The sequence below is a fragment of the Paraburkholderia aspalathi genome (genome assembly GCF_900116445.1).
Classification (GTDB): domain Bacteria; phylum Pseudomonadota; class Gammaproteobacteria; order Burkholderiales; family Burkholderiaceae; genus Paraburkholderia; species Paraburkholderia aspalathi.
Genome location: NZ_FPBH01000016.1, coordinates 56,453 through 77,059, shown reverse-complemented (window position 1 = coordinate 77,059; position 20,607 = coordinate 56,453). Strand labels below are relative to the sequence as shown.

The window sequence follows — 20,607 nt, the reverse complement described above, 5'->3', positions numbered from 1 at the left end:
TAACAATCCGGCCGCATTCACCTTCGCCTGAATATGCTTTCGATTTATTTCAAACGCGGCGCTGGCAGACTTTGCCCGCGCTCGCACCATGCTGTTTGTCACACACGCGCCACAACACACATCACCAAGACCTGAACGGCCTATGCGACGCATTCTTAACGTGTTGACCCATACACGCACGCTCTCGATCATCGGCTTGCTCGCGCTCGCTGCTGTTTTGTTCATCGGTGCCGATACCTTGCAGATCGACCTGATGTGGCCTGCCATCGTGCTCGGCGCGGTGATCGCGCTATGGCTGCTGGTGTGGGTGGTGCGCCGCCTGCGCGCGCGGCGCGCGAACAACAAGCTCGGCGAAATGCTCGAGCAGCAAGCCGAAAAACAGACCGAAACCGGCCCCGCCCCAACGCCCGCGCGCCAGGCCGAACTCGACGTGCTGCGCACGCGCCTCGTCGACGCGGTGAAAACGATCAAGACCTCGAAGATCGGTCAGATGTCCGGCGGCTCGGCGCTGTATGAGTTGCCCTGGTACATCGTGATCGGCAACCCGGCCGCAGGCAAGAGCAGCGCCGTGCTGAATTCCGGTCTGCAGTTTCCTTTCGCTGACAAGAACAACGCCGTGATTCACGGCATCGGCGGTACGCGTAACTGCGACTGGTTCTTCACGACCGAAGGCATTCTGCTCGACACCGCCGGCCGCTATTCCGTGCACGAAGAAGACCGCACCGAATGGATCGGCTTCCTCGGCCTGCTCAAGCGCTTCCGGCCAAAAGCGCCGATCAACGGCATCATCGTCACGGCGAGCATTGCCGAGCTGACTAGCAGCAAGCCCGAGTTCGCGATCAATCTCGCGAAGAACCTGCGCCAGCGCGTGCAGGAGTTGACCGAAAAGCTCGAAGTGTTTGCGCCGGTGTATGTGATGTTCACCAAGGCCGACCTGATCACGGGCTTCACCGAATTTTTCAGCGGCAGCGACCGCCACGAATACGACCGCGTGTGGGGCGCCACCCTGCCCTACGAGCCGGACGAAAAGCGCGACGTGGTGGGCCTCTTCGACGAGCACTTTGAAGAGCTCTACGACGGCCTGAAAGAAATCAGCGTTGCGCAGATGTCGATCAACCGCGGCAACAAGCTCTCGCCGGGCCAGTTGAGCTTCCCGCTCGAATTCTCGACGATCAAGCCCGCATTGCGCGCGTTCCTCGCCACGCTGTTCGAAACCAACCCGTTCCAGCACAAGCCGATTTTCCGCGGTTTTTACTTTACCAGCGCCCTGCAGGAAGGCGAGACCAACAGCGCCGCCGCCACGCGCATCGCCAACCGTTTCGGCCTCTCTGCCGACAGTCTGCCCAAGCCGCATAGCGCGTTCTCGAAGAACGGCTTCTTCCTGCGCGACCTGTTCTCCAAGGTGATCTTCGCCGACCGGCAGACCGTCAAGCAGTTCGCCAGTCCCGCCAAGACGCGCATGCGTTATGCCACGTTCTTCGGCTTCGTCGCGGTGCTCGCGTTGGCGCTCGGCGGCTGGACGTGGTCGACGATCGGCAATGAGCAGCTCGCCGACAACGTCAAGGCCGACCTCGACAACGTGGTGCGCCTGCAGCAGAACCGCAACGACCTGCAATCGCGCTTGCAGGCAATGGACATTCTGGAAGACCGCATCGACCAGCTCGAACAGTTCCGCCGCGACAAGCCGCTGGCCGTGTCGCTCGGGCTGTATCAGGGCGACCGCCTCGAGCAGCACTTGCTCACCGAGTATTACAACGGCGTGCGCCAGATCCTGCTCGACCCGGTCTCGCAGAATCTCGCGTCGTTCCTGAAGGACGTCAATGCGCACCCCGATCAGCTCGCGCCGTTGAACCGCACGCCGGACGCCGCAGCGATTCCGGTGTCCGCGCACACTGCCATGGCGGCGAACAGCCAGGGCGGCCTGTATAGCGATGCGTCGCCGACCAACGTCGAAGACGCGTACAACGCACTCAAGACCTACCTGATGCTGAGCGACAAGCGTCACGTGGAAACCGCTCACCTGACCGATCAGGTCGCCCGCTTCTGGCGCGGCTGGCTCGAAACGAATCGCGGCAACATGCCCCGCGACGAGATGATCCGCAGCGCCGAGCGCATGATCACCTTCTATCTGTCGCGCGTGTCCGACAACGACTGGCCGATGATCGACCAGAACCTCGGCCTCGTCGACCAGACTCGTGAAAACCTGCGCCGCGTGGTGCGCGGCATGCCGGCTCGTCAGCGCGTCTATGAAGAAATCAAGGCGCGTGCGTCGACCCGTTTCGCGCCGATGACGATCGCGCGCATCGTCGGCGAAAACAATACGGCGCTGGTGGCCGGCAGCTACGCAATCCCCGGCACCTTTACGCGTGAAGCGTGGTTCCAGTACGTGCAGCCGGCGATTCGCGATGCCGCCACCAAGGAATTGCAGGCCAAGGACTGGGTGCTCAATACCTCCGCGCACGACGACCTGACGCTCGAAGGCAGTCCCGAGCAGATCCAGAAAGCACTCGTGGCGATGTACAAGACGGAGTACGCAATGCACTGGCAGAAGTTCATGCAGGGCATTGCCGTGCAGAGCTTCGGCAGCTTCGGTCAGGCGGTGGATGCAATGAACCGTCTCGGCGACCCGCAGGATTCACCAATCCGCAAGGTCCTCGAAACCGCGTATGACCAGACTTCGTGGGACAACCCGTCGCTCTTCAACGCGAACCTGAAGCGCGCGCAAACCGGCATGACCAGCTGGTTCAAGAACTGGTTCTCGCGTGCGCCGACCGGCCAGCTGAACGCCAACATCGACATCAACGGCAATCCGGTCGAAGTGCCGATGGGACCGATCGGCCAGGAGTTCTCGGCATTGGGCCGCATCGTCGTCTCCGGCGACAACGGCTCGATGTTGAAGGGCTACATGGACACGCTCTCGAAGGTCCGTACGCGCTTTAACGTGATCAAGAATCAGGGCGATCCGGGACCGGGCGCACGTCAGCTGATGCAGCAGACGCTCGACGGCAGCGGCTCCGAACTGGCCGATTCGCTGAAGTACGTCGACGAACAGATGCTGACGGGCCTCACCGATTCGCAACGCAAGGCACTGCGCCCGCTGCTGGTGCGTCCGCTGATGGCGGCGTATGCGGTGGTGATCCAGCCGGCCAGCGTCGAAGTCAACAAGGTGTGGAACGCGCAGGTCTACCAGACCTTCCAGGGGTCGCTCGCGAACAAGTATCCGTTTGCAGGCGATGCAAAGGTCGAAGCCGGCGCAGGCGAAATCGCTCAGGTGTTCGGGCCGGACGGCGCGATCGCCAAGTTCGTCGGCACCACGCTCGGGCCGCTCGCGGTGCGCCGCGGCGACACGCTGACCTCACGCACATGGGGCGATATGGGTCTCGCGCTGACGCCCGACTTCACCAGCGGTTTCGCGCGCTGGGTGGCGCCGCTTGCCGGTGGCGCGGCGACCTCGGGTGGTCAAAGCTCGGCCGAACCGCAGACCGTATTCCAGATCCTGCCGCAGCCGAGCAGCGGCACCACGGAATACACGCTCGCGATCGACGGCCAGCAGATGCGTTACCGCAATACGCCGCCGCAGTGGACCAACTTCGTGTGGCCGAATCCGTCGGGCTCGCCGGGCGCGACGCTGAACGCCACGACCTTCGACGGCCGCACGCTGCAACTGGTCAACGAACCGGGCCGCTACGGTCTGGAGAAGCTGATCAACTCGGCGCAACGCAAGCGCCGTCCGGACGGCACCTTCGATCTGTCGTGGACGCAAGGCAATGTCACGGTTGCGGTCAGCATGCGCATCATCAGCACCTCGCAGGCCTCGGGCAGCGCCAGCAGCGATGCACCGCAACAGCAAAGCCTGCGCGGCTTGCGGCTGCCGTCGTCGGTGGCGGACGTGAGCGCCGCGGCGAATTCAGTCAATGCGACGGCCGCGGGTGCGCCAGGACCAACAGGAACAGCGGGCACCGCGCCCGCTGCCGCACCGGCCTCACCAGCGGCACGGCCGGCCACGGCCGCCGCCGCGGTTTCGAACACAGGGGGTGCGCAATGACGCAAACCGTGCAGGCGCAAATCGCCTACTTCGGCAAGATTCCGTCGCGCGGCGACTTCGTCAAAAGCGCGCATAACCCGCAATTGCTAGCCACGCTCGACCGCTGGATCGCCGAGGCCATGGAGTTGCTCACTGACGATCCGCGCTGGAAGATCGTCTACGAAAACGCCAAGCCGATGCACTTCGCGTTCCTCGGTTCGCGCAGCAAGCTGGCGATTGCCGGGCATATGGTGGCGAGCCAGGATCAATCGTCGCGCCGCTTTCCGTTTCTTGCCGCCACCGCGCTGGAAGTAGAAAAGCCGCTGACGTTCCTCGCGCATAGTCCGCTGGCCTTTGCGCGCCTGTGGTCGCGCATCGCCTCGCAGATGAAGCCCTTGCTCGGCGTGAGCGAGCCGGCCGGCGCGTTGCACGCGCTCGGCGAAACGCAAGTGCCGATCGAAATCGGCGGCGGTCCGGGCAATCCGCACGACGGCACCTTCAACGACTTCGTCGAACATCAAACGCTCTCCGGCCTCGAACAAATGCTGCTTGCGAGCGGCCATCCGGTGCGCCTGCGTGGCGCGATGCTGGCGCTCGGTTCGCTGCTGCGTCCGGTGATGCAAAGCGGTTCGTCGCATCTCGAACGCGGGCTCACACTGCCACTGCCGAACGATCCGTTCTATCGCTCGCTCGTCGCCGCTTTCTGGCTCGAACTGATCGCACCGTTCGTCTCGCAGGCCGATTTCGAACTGGCGATTTTTATCGGTACGATTGCCGAGCGCGAACGGCTCATCATCGGCTTTAACGGCGCCTCGGCCAAAACGCTGCACAGCGTGGTCGATCCGCAGGCGTACGCGGCACACAACATCGATATCGACGATCCCGAGTGGATCGACGAACACGCACAAAACGACCATGGCATCAGCAAGCTCGTCAGCTACCTCGACCAACCGCAACTGTCGTTGCGTGTCAGCATCGACACGTTCCGCGAAGCATTCACGGGAGCGTGACACGATGTTGAGCAAACACACGCGCATTGCCTCGCTGCTGGCAGGTCTTCTCGTCTGCGCACTCGCCCATGCCGACAACGACGGCCCCGCACGCGTCACGCCGGTCGACAACAGCGGCATGGCGATTCGCACGACGGCTCTGCCGTCGGCACAGTCGGGCACTGCAGGTCCTGCTGTCAGCACGGCCGGCCTCGCCAGCGGCACCACGGGCGGCGGCACGGGCGCGATCAGCGCAGCGCCGCCACCGGCCAATGCAACACCGGGCCAGGTGGTGGTGGGCGGAAAGGTGCCGGATGAAGCGACCAAAGCGGCCGTGCTCGCACGTCTGCGCGACACCTACGGCTCGGCCAACGTGGTTGATCAGATTGAAGTCGCCGACGTCGCGACGCCACCGAACTGGTCTGCCAACGTACAGAAGCTGATCGGCCCGCAGTTGAAGCAGATCAGCAAAGGGCAGTTGAAAATCGACGGCACGCAGATCGACGTGAAGGGCGAGGTGCACAACGAATCGCAGCGCCAGCAGCTCGCAAGCGATATGGCGAACGCGCTGAACCCGACCTACACGATCAAGAACGGCTTGCGCGTGAGCGCATCGGAACAGGGCCTGCTCGACCAGACATTGGCGAATCGCACGATCGAGTTCGAGACGGGCAGCGCGACACTTACCCCGCAAGGCCGCGCGATTCTCGATCAGATGGCGGCCGTGTTGTCGAAGATGCAGACGAAGACGGTGGCGATCATCGGCCATACCGACAACTCGGGCAATCGCACCTCGAATATCGCACTGAGCCAGGCGCGTGCGGATGCGGTGAAGGGTTATCTGGCCGCGCGGGGCATTCCGCCCGAGCAGATGACGACCACAGGAGTTGGTCCGGATCAGCCGATCGCATCGAACGATACGACCGACGGGCGGGCGCGTAATCGACGTATTGAGTTTCGCGCAGGGTCTTGAGTTGCTGCTCGCTTGACCTTATGAATTAAAAAAGCCTGGCACCGATTTCGATGCCAGGCTTTTTTCTTGCGTTCAGGGAAGTTCTAGCTATTTTCCTCGGGCTTCACGCCCAACAACTCGCGAATATGCGCGAGCGAGCCGTCGTCCTTCACCACCGAAGACAACCACTGATGCAAAGGCATATCTGCGCATTCCGCCGCCTTGTCCGCGAGGTACGCAGCAGGGTTATGCGGCTCGGTGCTGCGAAAGAACTTGGCCACGGCACGCAACTGCGCGACGGCTTGCGCACGGCTCTGGATTCCTGCAATCGGACTGATCGTGGTCGGTATGGTCGTCAACACGGGTTCCTCGCGTTGCGGTGAAGTCTTGAAGGTAGGCTCGGCGCGCTCGTGTTCTTCTGGCTTCGGCGCCTTCGGCAGTGACGCTTCAGCGCTGACACCCAGTTCGCGTGCGAAGCGTTCCGCCAACCGGTAGACGCTCTCGTACGCATCTTTCGCCTGACGGAAGCTCGGCGCTGAATCGCCCGCGCGCTGGTCCAGTTGCTGTTCGAGTGCGAGCATCGCCGCTTCAAATGCTTTCAGATCGACCAGCAGGGTCGAATAGAACGCCGGCGGCGTGGCGCGTTTCGACGCCTCGATCTGCTCGATGGAGGGCTTGCCGCGCGCGATGTCGTCGGCGTGATCCGGGTCGCGCTTGACCGCTTGCGCGACATGCGTGGCCACGTCCCAATCAATCGTGCTGTACGAGCTGCCTTGCGACGACGTGAGCGGCATCGCCCGCAAGAGATCACCAGTGCGGCCCATCAGCCACGCGACGTTGCCAAGGCGATACTCGGTGTCGTCGCCTTCCGGCAACGGATGCACGTGATCCCAGTACTTTTCGCACAGCCCCGTCAGCAGCGCATAGCCTTGCGTGAGACCGGTCACGCCCTCTTCGATGGCCAACGCTTCGGTGAGCCAGACAGCGAGGCGCAGGTCTTTGGTCTGCGTCTGCAGCAGATTGCTGGAGCGTTCGACCACGAATGGCCAGTCGGCCTCCTTGATATCCGTGACCCATTCGCCCTGGTCGAGCGACGGGTCTTCGAATCGGCGCGCGTGCTGAATCGCGTCGAAATCCGCCGAAAACAGCAGGTCGTCGCCACAAGGCGAGGCTTCGCTGATCGGCGCCAGCAGCGTGTTCAGATTAGTCGGCATGACAGAAAGCAATAAGGTTCCGGTACGGCATTAAAACAGATTGGCAAGCAGGCGGGGACTGGCCTGTTCACGCAACCGTGTATTCGAACTCGCCCGCTTCGCTCGCGCGGACCGAGATGCGTTCGATCGCGGTGCCATTGGCAATGCGCTCCAGCACCTGCTGCGCGACTTCAGGCAATAGCGTGCCGTTCAGAATGTGGTCCACATTGCGCGCACCGGAATCCACTTCGGTGCAGCGCGCCAGCACAGCGTCGACGAGCGACTCGTCCCACTCGAACACCGCCTTGTGATTCGATTCGATGCGGCGGCGAATCCGCTCCAGCTTCAAGTCGATGATTTCGGCCAGCACGTCGTCGGAGATCGGGTAGTACGGCACCACTTTCATACGACCGAGGAACGCCGGCTTGAACGTCTTGTACAGTTGCGGGCGCAACGTCTCCGCGAGTTCGTCCGGATCGGGCAGTTCTTCGGCGCTCTTGTTCAGGCATGCCTGCATCACCGCCTGCGAGCCGACGTTCGAGGTCAGAATGATCAGCGTGTTGCGGAAATCGATCTCGCGCCCTTCGGCGTCGTCCATCGTGCCCTTGTCGAACACCTGGAAGAACATTTCCAGCACGTCGGGGTGCGCCTTTTCCACTTCGTCGAGCAGCACGACCGAATACGGATTGCGACGCACCGCTTCGGTCAGCACACCGCCCTCGCCGTAACCAACGTAGCCCGGCGGCGAACCCTTCAGGCCCGACACGCTGTGCGCCTCCTGATACTCGCTCATGTTGATCGTGACCATCTTGCGTTCGCCGCCGTACAGCACATCGGCGAGCGCCAGCGCGGTTTCAGTCTTGCCGACACCCGACGGTCCGACGAACATGAACACGCCACGCGGTTTGTTCGGATCTTCGAGACTCGCGCTGGCGGTGCGCACGCGCTGTGCAATCGCATCGAGCGCGTGGTCCTGACCGATCACACGTGCGGCCAGCAGCGGCTGCAGATTCAGCACGGTCTGGATTTCGTCCTTGATCATGCGACCGAGCGGAATGCCGGTCCATGAAGCGACGATCTCGGCGACCACGTGGCCGTCGACCTGCAATGGCACCATCGGCTGGCCGCCCTGCAAGGCATGCAATTCCGCAACACGCGTGGCCAGCGTTTCGCGCGCCTGCTGCGCCTTGTCCGCCTGCGCGGCGTCCGCGCTGCTGACGCGCGCGGCGTCGATTTCCGCGCGCAAGCCGACGATCTCCGTCACCAATGCACGCTCCTTGCCGTAGCGCGCCTCGTCTTCGGCCAGGTCTTTCACGTCTTCTTCGCGCAGGCTGCGCAGTTCCGCGAGCCGCTCGTCGTGCAACGCGCCACTCGCCACTTCGCGTTCCAGCGCCGCGATTTCGGCGTCGACGCGTTCGAGGCGTTTCTTCGTGTCGTCGATCGCGGCGGGTGTCGAGCTATGCGCGAGCGCGACTTTCGCGCAGGCGGTGTCGAGCACGCTGATCGCCTTATCCGGCAGTTGACGGCCGCTGATGTAGCGATGCGACAGACGCACTGCTTCGGTGATCGCATCGTCCAGCACGCGGACGTTGAAGTGCTTCTCCATCAACGCGGCCATGCCACGCAACATCGCCGCCGCGAGCGTCTCGTTCGGTTCTTCGATCTTTACGACCTGGAAACGCCGCGCCAGCGCCGCATCTTTCTCGAAGTATTTCTTGTATTCGCTCCGCGTGGTCGCCGCGATGGTGCGCAATTCGCCTCGCGCCAAAGCCGGCTTCAGCAGATTCGCCGCATCGTTCTGCCCGGCCTGGCCACCGGCGCCGATGATCGTATGCGCTTCGTCGATAAACAGAATGATCGGATGCGGGCTCTTCTTCACCTCGTCGATCACGTTCTTCAGGCGGTTCTCGAACTCGCCTTTAACGCTCGCGCCGGCTTGCAACAAACCCATATCGAGCACGTGCAACGCGACGCCTTTCAGCGGTGCAGGTACGTCGTCAGCCGCAATGCGCAGAGCGAGGCCTTCGACGACCGCTGTTTTGCCGACACCCGCCTCACCCGTCATGATCGGATTGTTCTGCCGGCGACGCATCAGGATGTCGATGGTCTGGCGAATCTCGCCCTCACGGCCGATCACCGGATCGATCTTGCCTTCGCGCGCACGCTGCGTGAGATTGCTCGTGTAGGTATCGAGCGCAGGGGTTTTAGAAGGTGCACCGGGTGCAGAATCAGCTGCAGCTACATCGCTCACGCCTTCCGCAGCGTTCTCTGCGGTATTGCTCCGTTCGACTTCACGCGACCCCGCGGTCATTTCGTCGAACTTGTGCTTCAGATCCGTCACCCGCACGTCGCGCAGCAACGGCGACATGCGCTCAGCAAACTGCGCGAGGTCCGGCGCCGTCAGTAACGCGAGCAGCAAATGCCCCGAGCGAATTCGTCCGATCTGCGAATCGAGCGACGCAATCAACCACGCCTGTTGAAGCAAATCGATGAGGTGCTTCGAGAAGACCGGCGTGCGCGTATTGCCGGTCTTCAAGCGCTGCAATTCGCGCTCGATGTCCGCGCGCAAAGCATGCGCGTCGACCCGGCTCGCACGCAGCGCCAGCGTGACGTCACTCGCCGGTTCATCCAGCAGCGCGAGCAGCAGATGCTCGAGGTCGACCTCATAGTGACCGCGCGCGAGACAGTTGTTCGCCGCGAGCAACGCCGCTTGCCGGCAGGTCGGATTCAGTTTGGCGATCAGGGTATTGAGGGACGTGCTCATGTCGTGCGATCCGGGTCCAGGTTCTATCGTTGTAGTCAGTGAATCACGTGCAATTCGTAGCGGGCATCCGCACGGTCACGGTCGGCTTCTCGCGTGCACAGAAATGCGTCCCAGCCGAGGCGCGCGCCGCCGCTCAGCGAGCTGGGTCCCACCTCCTTGCGGCGCAGTACCAGCGAGACCTCATATTCGAGGGTCACGCCGGCGAGCAGCGTCAGCATGCGTTCGAGCGCCACGGCGCGGTCGGCGCCAGGTAAAAACGCTTCGTAGTCGGCCTTGTCGAGCGGCCCGATCACAAGCCGCGCGCGCATGTCGCGTTGCCAGACCCGCTCGCCCGCCAGCGCGGTGGCGCCGAGCGTCGCGTTGACACCGCCGAGCACGGTCAATTGATCGCGCGGCACGTCGTACCATTTGCCGACGAACTGCTCGACGCGCACCCGCACCTTGAAGTACTCGGACAGCGTACGTTGCAGATAGGCTGCTGAAACCGGCCGGTGCCGTGCGGCCAATGCATAACCGGCAATCGCTTCGTCGAATAGCGCGCCGTCGCCGCTTTGCAGACTGTTGCGCGTGTCGTCGTCGGCGACGCCTGCCAACGCGAGCAACAGCGGCAAATAACGCTCGTCGCGATCCAGTTCGTAATGAAACGGCAGCCGGTACTTCTTCCACGCCGCGTAGAAAAGCGCAGTCGCGCGATTCGAAAACACGTCGAAGAATTCGCGTGCGGCCCGGTCGCGCTTGATCTGCTCACGCGCGATGATCTGTTCGGTGTAATGCAGCGGCAGCGCGCCCTGTCCGCCGAGCAAACCGAAAAACGCCGGCGTGATATCGACCTTGTGGAGCGAGCCTGCTTCGAGCGCGGCGGTGCGTTGCGGCTTCTCTTTCAGCGCCGTGCCTTCATCGTCGTAAGACTGTGCGCTGTGAATCTCGCTAGGCGGAAACGACATCGACAGCGAATTGCGAAAGGCAATCCGCTGCGCGACGATTTCGCCGGGGCGTCCATGACTCGACGGCGTTTGTTGCGCGAACCACTTCTCGAGAATCCGCACCGCCTGAAAAAATTCGAAGCGATGCGGTTCGTCGAGAAGTTGTTCGACTACGCCAGGATCGATTCGCCGCTGCGCGGTTTGCATCGCAGAATCTCCTCGCCGGTGCGCTTCGACACGACGACCAGTTGCACAAAGCTGTTCAGATGCACGTACAGCCCGAAAAACGTGTCGATCACCCGCACGAACGACGCGAGACTCGTGCCGACGAAATGCTCTTCGTCGATCGTCAAACGAATCTCGATGCCGCGCACGAAGGTCGCAAACGGCTTGCCCGGCAGCCATTGCACCGCTGCGCGCTGCTCGATGCCGACCAACCCATCGATATGCCGCGCCGACACCGCCGTGCGCCGTAAATCGTAAAGCACCAGCATTTCCTTGAGCGCCGACAGGCCGCTATTGGCGAGCGACACATGATTCAGCGCCAGATGCGAAATCAGACGCCAGTGCGAGGCGCGCCCACGCTCGAAACGCACGCTAGGCGTCGGCCTGCGCAGCATCGTGATGCTGCCGGTCAGCGAGCCGCCTTCCAGAAACAGATCGCCGCCTTCGAGACCCACGGCGAGACCGGCCGGCAAGTCGCGATTGGTACACGTCAGATCGAGACTCAGCGTATCGGTCTGCGGCGCGGCCGGTTCGAAGTCGATATCGACGATCGAGATTTCGGTCTCGTAGCCGGGGCTTTTCTGCGCGACCCAATCGTTGCGTCGCGCGAACCAGTAGTGCCCTGCACGCGCCGCTTCGCCGTGATGCAGCGAATAGAACGGCCGGAATTCGATCACCGATTCTTCATGCGCCTGCTGCCGGACGAGCTTCACCGAGTCGATCGAATAAACTTCGTACGCGAATGCCCGGCGCGCTTCGGCGATCACCGGGTACGAAATCGCCTGGTGACTGATGCGGATCGGCTCGCCGTGCTGTTCGAACAGATTCACGACCGGCGTGCAGAACAAGCGGAAATGATGCGCGGACAACGAATCCAGCAAGCGCGCAACATGAGAATCGCTGCGCACTTCCTTGAGTACGATGTGCAGCGTCAGACGCTGGCAGCGGCCGCTCGCGCGGGTCATCGCCGCCAGATCGAAATCGGTGAAGTTAAATTTTTCGGGGAAAGCAAAGTATTCAGTCAGCAACCGGTACGCCGGATGCGATTTGGCCGGATAGTCGATCAGCGCATCGTCTTCATCGAAACCGGCTTGTACGACCGGCGATTGACGCAGTTGCGTCCACACGCCGCGGCGGTCGGCTTCCACATAAGTGGCCATCGCGTTGACGAACAGGCAGTCCGCCAGCGCCGCGATAAACGACTGTTCGCCGTGCAGGTGCGTGCGCAACGTGCCGACTTTCAATGCGGAGAGATCGAGCTGCGCAGCTGTGGATTCGAACGTGATCGACACAATCGCCGTAGCGTTGCCCGGCAGAACGGTCGCGCTTGGCGCCATGGCCACCGATGTGTACTTGGCCTCCGAGATCCGGATTGGCGCCAGCGTCACATCGTAGGCGGTCCGGAAGCGGCATTGCACGCCGCGAATCGGGCGCGATTTGAGTTCGGTGCCACGCTCGACCAGCACCGGTTCGGTCAGATGACTGAGCGCGGCCGAGGTACCCAACTGCGCGATCGAGCACGACGGAAACGGCCGCAGGTAGTGCGGATACAGCACTTCCAGCAGCGCTTCGGTGAATTCGGGGTAATCGTCGTCGAGCTTCTTGTTGATACGCGCGCCCAGCAGCGCGAACGATTCGATCATCCGCTCGACGTGCGGATCTTCGCAGTGCTCGCCCGACATCGCGAGGCGCGCTGCGATCTTCGGATAGCGCTCGGCGAAATCGCGCGAGTAGCGCCGCAGAAATGATAATTCGCGCTCGTAATACGGCAGCAATTCTTCCATCGATCTATCCCCGAACCTGAACCATCGCCGCCTGATCAGTCACCACCGTTGCGCGTTAACGGTAACGACAAAGCGGTACTCAAAACACTAAAACGCAGGTACTAAAGCTTCGCGCGTGCGCGCGTCACCGAATATTGCAGCGTAGAAGGCTGCAGCATCGCATCGAAACTCACCGGTTCTTCCGCCGGGTGCACCACCAGCAACGCCTGAATCGCAAAGTTCAGCGCGTTGGTGGATTGTTCGTTCAATTCGAGCGTGACCGCCACCTGCTGCAAGCGCGGCTCATGCCGTGCGATGGCCTGTTGAATCGATTTGCAGATAAACGTGCGGTCGTAGTGACTCGCCAGGCTCAAGCCCGCGAAATCGTTCAGCCCGTACGTGAGCACCGAGCGCTGACATTCCGGCAGCGCCGCCAGCTCGTGCTCGGTCAGGGCAATCCGGGTGTTCAGGATTGCCTCGACGTCGCGTGCAACAGTGGCCTTCAACTCGTCCAACGACAATTGCCGCATCGCCGGGGAAGCCGGCAGATGCGGTTCGTCGTCGAACAGCTTGTCGAGAAAGCTGGGTTCGAAGCGTTTCATCAGCGTCCGAAAAACCGGTTCGATGCGAGGCGCGCGCGGCGGGTGTCAGCCTTTTCAGGCCGCACCCCGCGTGCGCCCCAGCATCAGACCGCGTACGTCTTGTCGTTCTTCGTCAAGCTCCACGCGCCTTGCGCGTTGCCGCCCTGGTTGCCGCCGATCTTCTGCTGCGTGTACTTCCACTGCACGGCAGCGTACTTCAGCGAGAACTGTTCGGTCGGCAGGCCTTCGCCCACCACGCTCGGCGTGGCGCTCGAGATGATCACGTACTTGAGCTTCACTTCCAGGTACTTGATGCGGTTGCCTTCGCCGTCCGAACGCATGAAGTCGATCGTCACTTCGTCGAACGTCGTGCCGCCCGATGCGTGTTGATAGATCAGCGGGCTGACCACGTCGATGTCTTTCGTGAACTGCATGTCAGCGTGCTCGCAACGCTCGGACGTGTGACCGCCCGCCGTCGAAGCGGTTGCCGAACGCGGTTGCGTAATCGAGTGGCTCCACGAATCGATTTCGATCCAGCCAGCATGATCTTTATCGGCAGACTCGCCTTTGATCGCCGGATTGCCGAATTTTAAATAGATGTCCTTCATAACTCATCGACTCCCCAAAGAGGTGGTTTTAACAGCTAACCCGTGCGGCCGGCACGGGCTTTCTGACTTCGTTTATGAATTTGCCGGTTTCGGCAGGTCAGCGACAAGCCGCAAAGAGATCGACAGCTCGTCCAGTTGAAAGTGCGGACGCAGGAACGCGACCGAACGATACGCACCAGGCTTGCCCGGAATCTCCGAGACCTGTATCGATGCCTCGCGCAGCGGGAACTGCGCTTTCTGCTCCTGAGTCGCGTTGTCGTCCAGCAGCACGTACTGCGAGATCCAACGGTTCAGGAATACTTCGACGTTCTGCGCCGATGCGAAGCTGCCGATCTTGTCGCGCATCATCGCCTTCAGGTAGTGCGCGACGCGCGATACCGAGAAGATGTACTGCAGCTGCGCGGACAGCACAGCGTTCGCATTCGCGCTATCGGTGCTGTATTTCTTGGGTTTCTGGACCGATTGCGCGGCGAAGAACGCGGCGTAATCCGAGTTCTTGCAGTGCACGAGCGGAATGAAACCGAGGTCGCTCAGTTCCTTTTCGCGGCGATCGGTAATCGCGATTTCGGTCGGGCATTTCAGCGCGACTTCGCCGTCGTCGGTCTTGAACGTGTGGGTGGGCAGGTCTTCAACCAGACCGCCGCCTTCCACGCCGCGAATCGCCGCGCACCAGCCGAAGTCGTCGAATGCGGCCGTCAGGCGGGCGGCAAACGCCCAGGCTGCGTTACACCACAGGTATTTGCTGTGATCGGTGCCGTCCACGTCTTCGACGAAGTTGAAGCCTTCCGCCGTGGCGCCGTCTTTCGGATTGAAAGGCAGGCGACCGAGAAAACGCGGCAAGGTCAGGCCGACATAGCGTGAGTCTTCGGAGTCGCGGAACGACTTCCACTTCGCGTATTCGACGGTATCGAACACTTTGCCGAGATCGCGCGGCTTGCCGAGATCGGCAAACGTTTCGAGACCCATCAGTTCAGGCGACGCCGATGCGATGAACGGCGCATGCGCCGCGGCCGCGACATGTGCCATCTGTTCGATGAAGTACACGTCCTCCGGCTGACGCGTCACTTCGAAGTCGCCGATGATCGTGCCGAACGGCGCGCCACCGAACGTGCCGAACTCTTCTTCATATACCTTCTTGAAGAGTGCGCTCTGGTCGAATTCGATGGCGTTCTTGAAGTCGCGCACGAGGTCGCGCTTCGGCGCGTGCAGCGCCTTGATTTTGACCGTCGAACCGGTATTGCTTTCCTTGCACAGGTAGTCGAGGCCGCGCCACGTGCTTTCCATGCGCTGGAATTGCGGCGCATGCATCACCGCGCTCAGTTGCGCGGAGATCAGGCGGTCGAGTTCCGCGACGCGTGCGTCGATGGTGGCTGACAGGTTGTCGGACATGACCACCGTGCCGTCGAGCACCTGGTGGACAAGCTCGCCGATCAGGTCTTTCGCGCGCGCGTGCTCGGAATCGGACTTCGCCACGCGGCTTTTCTCGACGATCTCGTCGAGCAGCGTGGATTCCGTGCCGCTCTGCACGCTGGCGAGTTGGGCTGCTGCCGTTTGCTGGTTCATCTCACACCCCGTACGTACTTATTCGCCCTGCTTGTCGTGATCCGGCGCGCCGGCGTGGTCTGCTGCGTTGCCCTGATCTTTCGCCAGCGTCTGCAGCTGCTGCGTGTTGTTGAGCACTTCGCTCAGCAGGTCCTCGAGCTTGTCGTTGCCGGCCAGCTTGTTGCGCAGGTCGGCCAGCTTCGAACGCGCATCGAGCAGACGGCGCAGCGGTTCGATCTGCGCGACCACCTCATCCGGATTGAAATCGGCCATCGACTTGAAACGCAAGTCGACTGCAAATTTGCCGCCCGCTTCGCTCAGGCGGTTTTCCACCTGAAATGCAGCGCGCGGCTCGATCGCTTTCATCACGTCGTCAAAATTGTCGCGGTCGATATTGACGAACTTGCGATCGCGCAGCTTCGGCTGCTCGACTTCGGACTGCCCTGCCAGATCGGCAACCACACCGACGACGAACGGCAGCTCCTTGATCTCGATCGCATCGCCGCGCTCAACTTCGTACGTCAGTTGAACGCGCGGAGGCCGCACTTTTTGCAAACGTTTCTGAATACTTTCTTTCTTCGCCATCGTCGGCTCCCGGATGCAGATAGGTCAGGCGTGTAGTTCAGCGCAGTGCGCTGAACGGGTCGGACGCGCCGCCGCTTTGTGCGGCTTTGGCGGGTGCTGCTGGCGCAGCCGGGGCGGCAGGCGCCGCGGGAGCCGCCGGCGTAGTGGCCGGAGCCGCTGCGCTGGTGGTGGCATCCGGCGTGTCCCCTGCTTTGCCCTTGGCGACGTGGCGAATGATGCGCTTCTTCTTCACAGCCGGCTTGTCGTTCGGGTCGGGCGGGAACAACGTGGCTTCGCCCAGTGTGTCGCGCAGTTGCTTGGCGAGCGCTTGCGCATCCGACTTCGCATCACCCGCGAGCGACGCATCCTGACGCAGTTCGCCGAGCGATTGCGTGGCCACGCGCAGGCCGGCTACCGCCAGCACGCTCTTGGCCTGACGATCCGTCTGGTCGCGCTGCAGCGCTTCTTGTGCGGCGACGATGGCCTGACCGTAATGACCTTGCGTGAACTGGATCTGCGCAATGCGCGACCACGGTTCTTCACGGGTCGGATCGGATTTTGACAATTGCTGATAAAGCGAGATGGCGCGATCCTGATCACCGCCCTTGGCGACGGTATCCGCGTCCGCGAGTTGCTTATTAAAAGCCTCCGGTGTGGTCGCTGTGTTGTTGCCCTGTGTCGCGCAACCGGCAATCACGCCGCATGCCAACACTACCCCAGATAGTTTTACTAACAGACGCTCATTCATCGTTTTTCACCGACGTGCGATTTTTTTAATTCAAGGAGAAACCGGAGTTTTGCTTTGCTTCAACTGCGCGGGTATAGTACAGGCCAATTTTCGATAATTCAACTTTCGTGTGAAGAAGCATTGCACAAAAAAAAAGCATGTGGATGATTTAAAGGAAGCATGCAGAAATTGTTTCCTGTCGCAATAGCGGCATTGCGGGGAGCGGAAAAAATTTCCGCACACCGGCCTGCCAACACACGAGTGCCATAGAACAATGCGCTTTGCATAAAGCGGCATTACGCGGCATAACGTTGCTGCAAATTTGCCGGATTGAATTCGTTATTGATGTTTTGACGGGGGACGGCGCTGAGCCGGTCGATGTATATGAATTCGCGTCTTGTTCGCCATGCATCGCTATTGATTGCCAGCGCCGCCGTGTGCGCATTGCTGGGCGGCTGCGCGGCCGCCGTACCGGCGCTGGGAGCCGCTGCCAACGCGGTTTTGCAGGCGAGCGGTCTCGGCAAGCCCGACGTACCGGACGCGCAAAAGCCACCACGTAATGTCGGCCTCACGTTATACGCCGCGCCGAATCTGAATTCCGCCAATGACAATCGCCCATTGGCGCTGGTGGTGCGGCTTTACGTACTGAAAGACCCCACTTCATTCCAGCAGGCGCCATTCGACGCCTTTACCGATCCCGCCAAGGAAAAGAACGTACTGGGCGGCGATCTGCTGGGCGTGCGCGAAGTGACGCTGATCCCCGGTCAACGTTACGTCGTCACCGAAAAAGTCTCGCGTGAAGCGCAGGCATTCGGTATCGTCGCTCTATTCCGCGATCCGGCCATGCAGCGTTGGAAATTCGCCTTCGACCCGGCGAAGTCGGAGAAATCCGGCATAATGATCGGCCTGCATAACTGTGCAATGACGGTGACCAACGGCACTGTGATCCCGCCAGAACAGGGATTGCCCGCCCAGCCGTTGAATATGCTTTCTTCGGTAAGCTGTGGCTAAAGATGCCGTGCAAATACGATTTAACAGTTTTTAGAGAATTAACAATGCGGCGTTCGAATCGTTTATCTCCGGACGCGTCACACGCTGAACGCATATAACAGGTTTGAGATGAGTTATTCAGCAAAAGTGCTCTGGGGGGAAGGCCTGTTTCTGAGGCCGCAGCATTTTCAGCGTCAGGACGCCTATCACGAGGCGCGCCTGTTCGAATCGATCCAGGCAATCCAGCCGTACAACTGGGGCGTGCGTTCGGCGCGCTTCGACCGCGACGCGCTCGGCAGCAACGTGCTGCGCGTGAGCGAACTCTCACTGGTGTTTCCGGACGGCGCGCTCTACTCCGCGCCGCAAGCCGACGGCCTGCCACCGCCGATCGCGCTCGACACGCTGCCAGACGGCATCAACGAATTTACCTTTTATCTCGCGCTGCATCCGTTGCGCGAAGCCGGCGCGAACTATTCACAAGATAGCAATGCGGGTTTCGTATCGCGTTACGTCAGCGAGCAAACACCGGTGGCCGATCATTTCACCGACGCCGCTGAAGCCGACATCACCTTCCTGAAGACCAGCGTCAAACTCATTGCGCATAGCGAGCCGCGCGACCAGTTGCTCTCGGTGCCGCTCGTGCGCGTGCGCCGCACCGCCACCTCGGGTTTTGAAATCGACGACACGTTCGTGCCGCCTTGCCTCGCGATCGACGCGTCACCGATCCTGCATCAACGCCTGCGTCAACTGATCGACGCGCTGCAGGCCAAGGTCAATGCGCTGTATGGCTTTCACCGCGAGCCGACCAAGAACATCATCGAGTTCCGCTCAGGCGACATCGCGTCGTTCTGGCTGCTGCACACCGCGAGCGCCGCGTTTGCCTCGCTCGCGCATCTGTATCAGCATTCGGCGCTGCATCCTGAGCGCCTGTTCCAGGAATTGCTGCGCCTGGCCGGCCAGTTGATGACGTTTTCGAAGGGCTATGCGCTGTCCGATCTGCCGGCTTACCGGCATGACGATCCGGGCCCCGGCTTTGCGCGCCTCGACACGATCCTGCGCGATCTGCTCGAAACCGTGATCTCCACGCGCTACTTCGCGATCGCACTCGAAGAAGTGCGCCCGTCGTTCCATGCGGGCCGTCTCGACTCAGGCAAGATCGACGACAAAACGATGTTCTACATCGCGGTGTCGGCGGACATGCCGACCGCCGAACTCGTCGAAGCCGTACCCGCCCGCTTCAAGGTCGGCGCGCCGGACGACGTCGACAAGCTGGTGCTTTCGGCCATGCCGGGCGTGCGCCTCGTCTACACGCCGCAAGTGCCGCCCGCCATTCCGGTGCGGCCGGGCGCATGCTACTTCTCTTGCGAATCGCGCGGCGCATTGTATGACCGCATGTTGCAGGCCCAATCGGCAATGATCTACGCGCCGTCGGGCATCAACGATCTTCAACTCGAACTGATCGCCGTCACATCATGAGCTACGCGCCTTCCCTGTTTGGCGGCAGCACGCCTGCCGCGACGCCCGCCCCCATGACCGAGCCGAGCTATCAGGTCCGCTCCCTGCTCGATCTGCTCTACGACGGCTTCTTCATGCTGTTTCTGTTGAAGAACGGCCGTGAGCCCGGCGACGCGCACGAATTCAGCCAGCGTATCCAGCAGTTTCTCGGCGACTTCGAGCGCGGCGCGAAAAAGCTCAATGCGTCGGCGGAAGACGTCTACGCGTCCAAGTTTGCGTTCTGCGCCGCGATCGACGAATCGGTGTTGTCGTCGACCTTCAAGATCCGCACGGAATGGGAGCGCCGGCCGTTGCAACTGGTGCTGTTCGGCGAGCAACTGGCTGGCGAGAAATTCTTCCAGTATCTGGAGGAATGCCGTGCGCAAGGCGCCGCGCGTTTGCAGTCGCTCGAAGTGTTCCACATGTGCCTGCTGCTCGGCTTTCAGGGTAAGTATCTGCTCGAGGGACCGGAGAAGCTCGCCTATCTGACCGCGCGCATCGGCGACGAAATCGCGCATATGAAGGGCAAGCGCGCACCGTTCGCGCCGCATTGGCCGCTGCCGGATCAGGTCGCGCACCGGCTCAAGCGCGAGGTGCCGTTGTGGTCGATCGGCGCGGTGTTCGCGCTGGTTGGACTGCTCGCTTATCTCGGGCTGAACACCTACCTGAAAGATCAGACGTTGCGCACGCTTGCACCGTACTCGCAGGTGGTCAAGCTCGGCCCACAATCGGCCACGTTGACGATTTCGCTGCCTTAAGGAACCTTAAGGTACATCAAGGAACATTAAGGGACCCCTTGTGTCCGGTCCCGTTGGCACGCGACGTCGTTAATTACACCGCTGCCCGGCGCACAGCCCTGTATGACGGGTCAGTGGCTGATCATCCACGGCCGGCCGCCAGGATTGGTCTTGAGGCCGCCTTGGGTTGTCGCGCCAGCGGACGCCTTCGACCCGCACCCGCACCCCGGCCCATGACGATGCGTGTATTCGCCCGAACGCTGGGGCGCATGTGCGGAGCGTTCGTTAGTCTGGTGACCGGCACGCGCGGCCGTCGACATCAGCGACAACGCCGGCAGGCTCAGCATGCGCTGCGCCGGTGCGGTGCAAGTAGGACACGCGCAAGCCGTATCGCGTTCGGCGACGCGGCGTATCGCGGCAAAAGGGCCGCAGGTATCGCAACGGTAATCGTAAGTCGGCATCGTGCTGCCCTCTAAAGATCGGTGGATCGGTATTTACATCGCCCGCATGTCGGATGGCCGCCGTACTGGT

The 20,607-nt window shown here is 61.7% G+C and carries 16 protein-coding genes; 6 read left to right on the top strand and 10 right to left on the bottom strand.

Annotation, left to right across the window (positions count from 1 at the left end):
* Nucleotides 1–142 precede the first annotated feature (142 nt).
* From tssM to BM438_RS23265, 3 genes are read left to right on the top strand one after another with little or no spacing between them, the layout of a single operon-like run.
* Entirely contained in the window at nucleotides 143–4,045 is a 3,903-nt protein-coding gene (tssM, locus tag BM438_RS23275; RefSeq protein ID WP_093638465.1) for a type VI secretion system membrane subunit TssM, read from the top strand.
* Nucleotides 4,042–5,034 carry a type VI secretion system-associated protein TagF gene (gene tagF / locus BM438_RS23270; protein ID WP_054036464.1) on the top strand — a complete coding sequence of 331 codons (993 nt, stop codon included), beginning with the start codon at nucleotides 4,042–4,044 and terminating at the stop codon, nucleotides 5,032–5,034. The genes tssM and tagF overlap by 4 nt, the downstream gene beginning before the upstream one ends.
* Nucleotides 5,035–5,038: 4 nt before the next feature.
* Entirely contained in the window at nucleotides 5,039–5,986 is a 948-nt protein-coding gene (locus BM438_RS23265) for an OmpA family protein (RefSeq protein ID WP_093638460.1), read from the top strand.
* Between the two features lie 83 nt (nucleotides 5,987–6,069).
* Here BM438_RS23265 and tssA read toward each other — a convergent pair whose 3' ends face one another.
* The 9 genes from tssA to BM438_RS23220 form a co-directional block, all read right to left on the bottom strand.
* The gene (tssA, locus tag BM438_RS23260) at nucleotides 6,070–7,179 is read right to left on the bottom strand and encodes a type VI secretion system protein TssA (protein ID WP_093638457.1); all 1,110 of its coding nucleotides are present in this window, start codon (nucleotides 7,177–7,179) and stop codon (nucleotides 6,070–6,072) included.
* A gap of 67 nt (nucleotides 7,180–7,246) precedes the next feature.
* Nucleotides 7,247–9,922 (bottom strand): type VI secretion system ATPase TssH, encoded by a 2,676-nt coding sequence (gene tssH, locus BM438_RS23255; protein WP_093638453.1) that lies wholly within the window; start codon nucleotides 9,920–9,922, stop codon nucleotides 7,247–7,249.
* Nucleotides 9,923–9,957: 35 nt separating this feature from the next.
* A complete protein-coding gene (gene tssG, locus BM438_RS23250; RefSeq protein WP_093638448.1) occupies nucleotides 9,958–11,052 on the bottom strand; it encodes a type VI secretion system baseplate subunit TssG in 1,095 nt (364 codons plus the stop codon).
* A complete protein-coding gene (tssF, locus tag BM438_RS23245) occupies nucleotides 11,016–12,854 on the bottom strand; it encodes a type VI secretion system baseplate subunit TssF (protein ID WP_093638443.1) in 1,839 nt (612 codons plus the stop codon). The genes tssG and tssF overlap by 37 nt, the downstream gene beginning before the upstream one ends.
* 101 nt (nucleotides 12,855–12,955) lie before the next feature.
* Nucleotides 12,956–13,435 (bottom strand): type VI secretion system baseplate subunit TssE, encoded by a 480-nt coding sequence (gene tssE / locus BM438_RS23240; RefSeq protein ID WP_054036473.1) that lies wholly within the window; start codon nucleotides 13,433–13,435, stop codon nucleotides 12,956–12,958.
* 83 nt (nucleotides 13,436–13,518) lie between these two features.
* Nucleotides 13,519–14,022 carry an Hcp family type VI secretion system effector gene (locus tag BM438_RS23235; RefSeq protein ID WP_054036475.1) on the bottom strand — a complete coding sequence of 168 codons (504 nt, stop codon included), beginning with the start codon at nucleotides 14,020–14,022 and terminating at the stop codon, nucleotides 13,519–13,521.
* Between the two features lie 72 nt (nucleotides 14,023–14,094).
* Nucleotides 14,095–15,585: a type VI secretion system contractile sheath large subunit gene (tssC, locus tag BM438_RS23230; protein ID WP_093638439.1), complete on the bottom strand. Its 1,491-nt coding sequence runs from the start codon at nucleotides 15,583–15,585 to the stop codon at nucleotides 14,095–14,097.
* Between the two features lie 18 nt (nucleotides 15,586–15,603).
* Nucleotides 15,604–16,149, bottom strand: coding sequence for a type VI secretion system contractile sheath small subunit (tssB, locus tag BM438_RS23225; RefSeq protein ID WP_093638435.1), 546 nt, complete (start codon nucleotides 16,147–16,149; stop codon nucleotides 15,604–15,606).
* A 37-nt stretch (nucleotides 16,150–16,186) separates the two neighbouring features.
* Entirely contained in the window at nucleotides 16,187–16,876 is a 690-nt protein-coding gene (locus BM438_RS23220) for a tetratricopeptide repeat protein (RefSeq protein ID WP_093638432.1), read from the bottom strand.
* A 363-nt stretch (nucleotides 16,877–17,239) separates the two neighbouring features.
* On the opposite strand from BM438_RS23220, the gene tssJ reads away from it, so the two are divergent.
* The 3 genes from tssJ to icmH all read left to right on the top strand — a co-directional run bounded on the left by tssJ (nucleotide 17,240) and on the right by icmH (nucleotide 20,097).
* The gene (tssJ, locus tag BM438_RS23215) at nucleotides 17,240–17,866 is read left to right on the top strand and encodes a type VI secretion system lipoprotein TssJ (RefSeq protein ID WP_093638827.1); all 627 of its coding nucleotides are present in this window, start codon (nucleotides 17,240–17,242) and stop codon (nucleotides 17,864–17,866) included.
* Nucleotides 17,867–17,974: 108 nt separating this feature from the next.
* A complete protein-coding gene (gene tssK, locus BM438_RS23210) occupies nucleotides 17,975–19,321 on the top strand; it encodes a type VI secretion system baseplate subunit TssK (RefSeq protein ID WP_093638429.1) in 1,347 nt (448 codons plus the stop codon).
* Nucleotides 19,318–20,097 (top strand): type IVB secretion system protein IcmH/DotU, encoded by a 780-nt coding sequence (gene icmH / locus BM438_RS23205; RefSeq protein ID WP_093638426.1) that lies wholly within the window; start codon nucleotides 19,318–19,320, stop codon nucleotides 20,095–20,097. The genes tssK and icmH overlap by 4 nt, the downstream gene beginning before the upstream one ends.
* Before the next feature lie 110 nt (nucleotides 20,098–20,207).
* On the opposite strand, the gene BM438_RS23200 is transcribed toward icmH, so the two are convergent.
* Nucleotides 20,208–20,537, bottom strand: coding sequence for an FmdB family zinc ribbon protein (locus tag BM438_RS23200; protein ID WP_093638423.1), 330 nt, complete (start codon nucleotides 20,535–20,537; stop codon nucleotides 20,208–20,210).
* Between the last annotated feature and the right edge of the window lie 70 nt (nucleotides 20,538–20,607).

What these genes read in the sequence shown, in the direction of transcription:
- tssK (WP_093638429.1), top strand. Translation starts at nt 17,975, where the DNA reads ATGAGTTATTCAGCAAAAGTGCTCTGGGGGGAAGGCCTGTTTCTGAGG.
- tssH (WP_093638453.1), bottom strand. Translation starts at nt 9,922, where the DNA reads ATGAGCACGTCCCTCAATACCCTGATCGCCAAACTGAATCCGACCTGC.
- tssF (WP_093638443.1), bottom strand. Translation starts at nt 12,854, where the DNA reads ATGGAAGAATTGCTGCCGTATTACGAGCGCGAATTATCATTTCTGCGG.
- BM438_RS23265 (WP_093638460.1), top strand. Translation starts at nt 5,039, where the DNA reads ATGTTGAGCAAACACACGCGCATTGCCTCGCTGCTGGCAGGTCTTCTC.
- tssC (WP_093638439.1), bottom strand. Translation starts at nt 15,585, where the DNA reads ATGAACCAGCAAACGGCAGCAGCCCAACTCGCCAGCGTGCAGAGCGGC.
- tssM (WP_093638465.1), top strand. Translation starts at nt 143, where the DNA reads ATGCGACGCATTCTTAACGTGTTGACCCATACACGCACGCTCTCGATC.
- tssE (WP_054036473.1), bottom strand. Translation starts at nt 13,435, where the DNA reads ATGAAACGCTTCGAACCCAGCTTTCTCGACAAGCTGTTCGACGACGAA.
- BM438_RS23200 (WP_093638423.1), bottom strand. Translation starts at nt 20,537, where the DNA reads ATGCCGACTTACGATTACCGTTGCGATACCTGCGGCCCTTTTGCCGCG.
- tssG (WP_093638448.1), bottom strand. Translation starts at nt 11,052, where the DNA reads ATGCAAACCGCGCAGCGGCGAATCGATCCTGGCGTAGTCGAACAACTT.
- tagF (WP_054036464.1), top strand. Translation starts at nt 4,042, where the DNA reads ATGACGCAAACCGTGCAGGCGCAAATCGCCTACTTCGGCAAGATTCCG.
- BM438_RS23220 (WP_093638432.1), bottom strand. Translation starts at nt 16,876, where the DNA reads ATGAATGAGCGTCTGTTAGTAAAACTATCTGGGGTAGTGTTGGCATGC.
- tssB (WP_093638435.1), bottom strand. Translation starts at nt 16,149, where the DNA reads ATGGCGAAGAAAGAAAGTATTCAGAAACGTTTGCAAAAAGTGCGGCCT.
- BM438_RS23235 (WP_054036475.1), bottom strand. Translation starts at nt 14,022, where the DNA reads ATGAAGGACATCTATTTAAAATTCGGCAATCCGGCGATCAAAGGCGAG.
- tssA (WP_093638457.1), bottom strand. Translation starts at nt 7,179, where the DNA reads ATGCCGACTAATCTGAACACGCTGCTGGCGCCGATCAGCGAAGCCTCG.
- icmH (WP_093638426.1), top strand. Translation starts at nt 19,318, where the DNA reads ATGAGCTACGCGCCTTCCCTGTTTGGCGGCAGCACGCCTGCCGCGACG.
- tssJ (WP_093638827.1), top strand. Translation starts at nt 17,240, where the DNA reads ATGAATTCGCGTCTTGTTCGCCATGCATCGCTATTGATTGCCAGCGCC.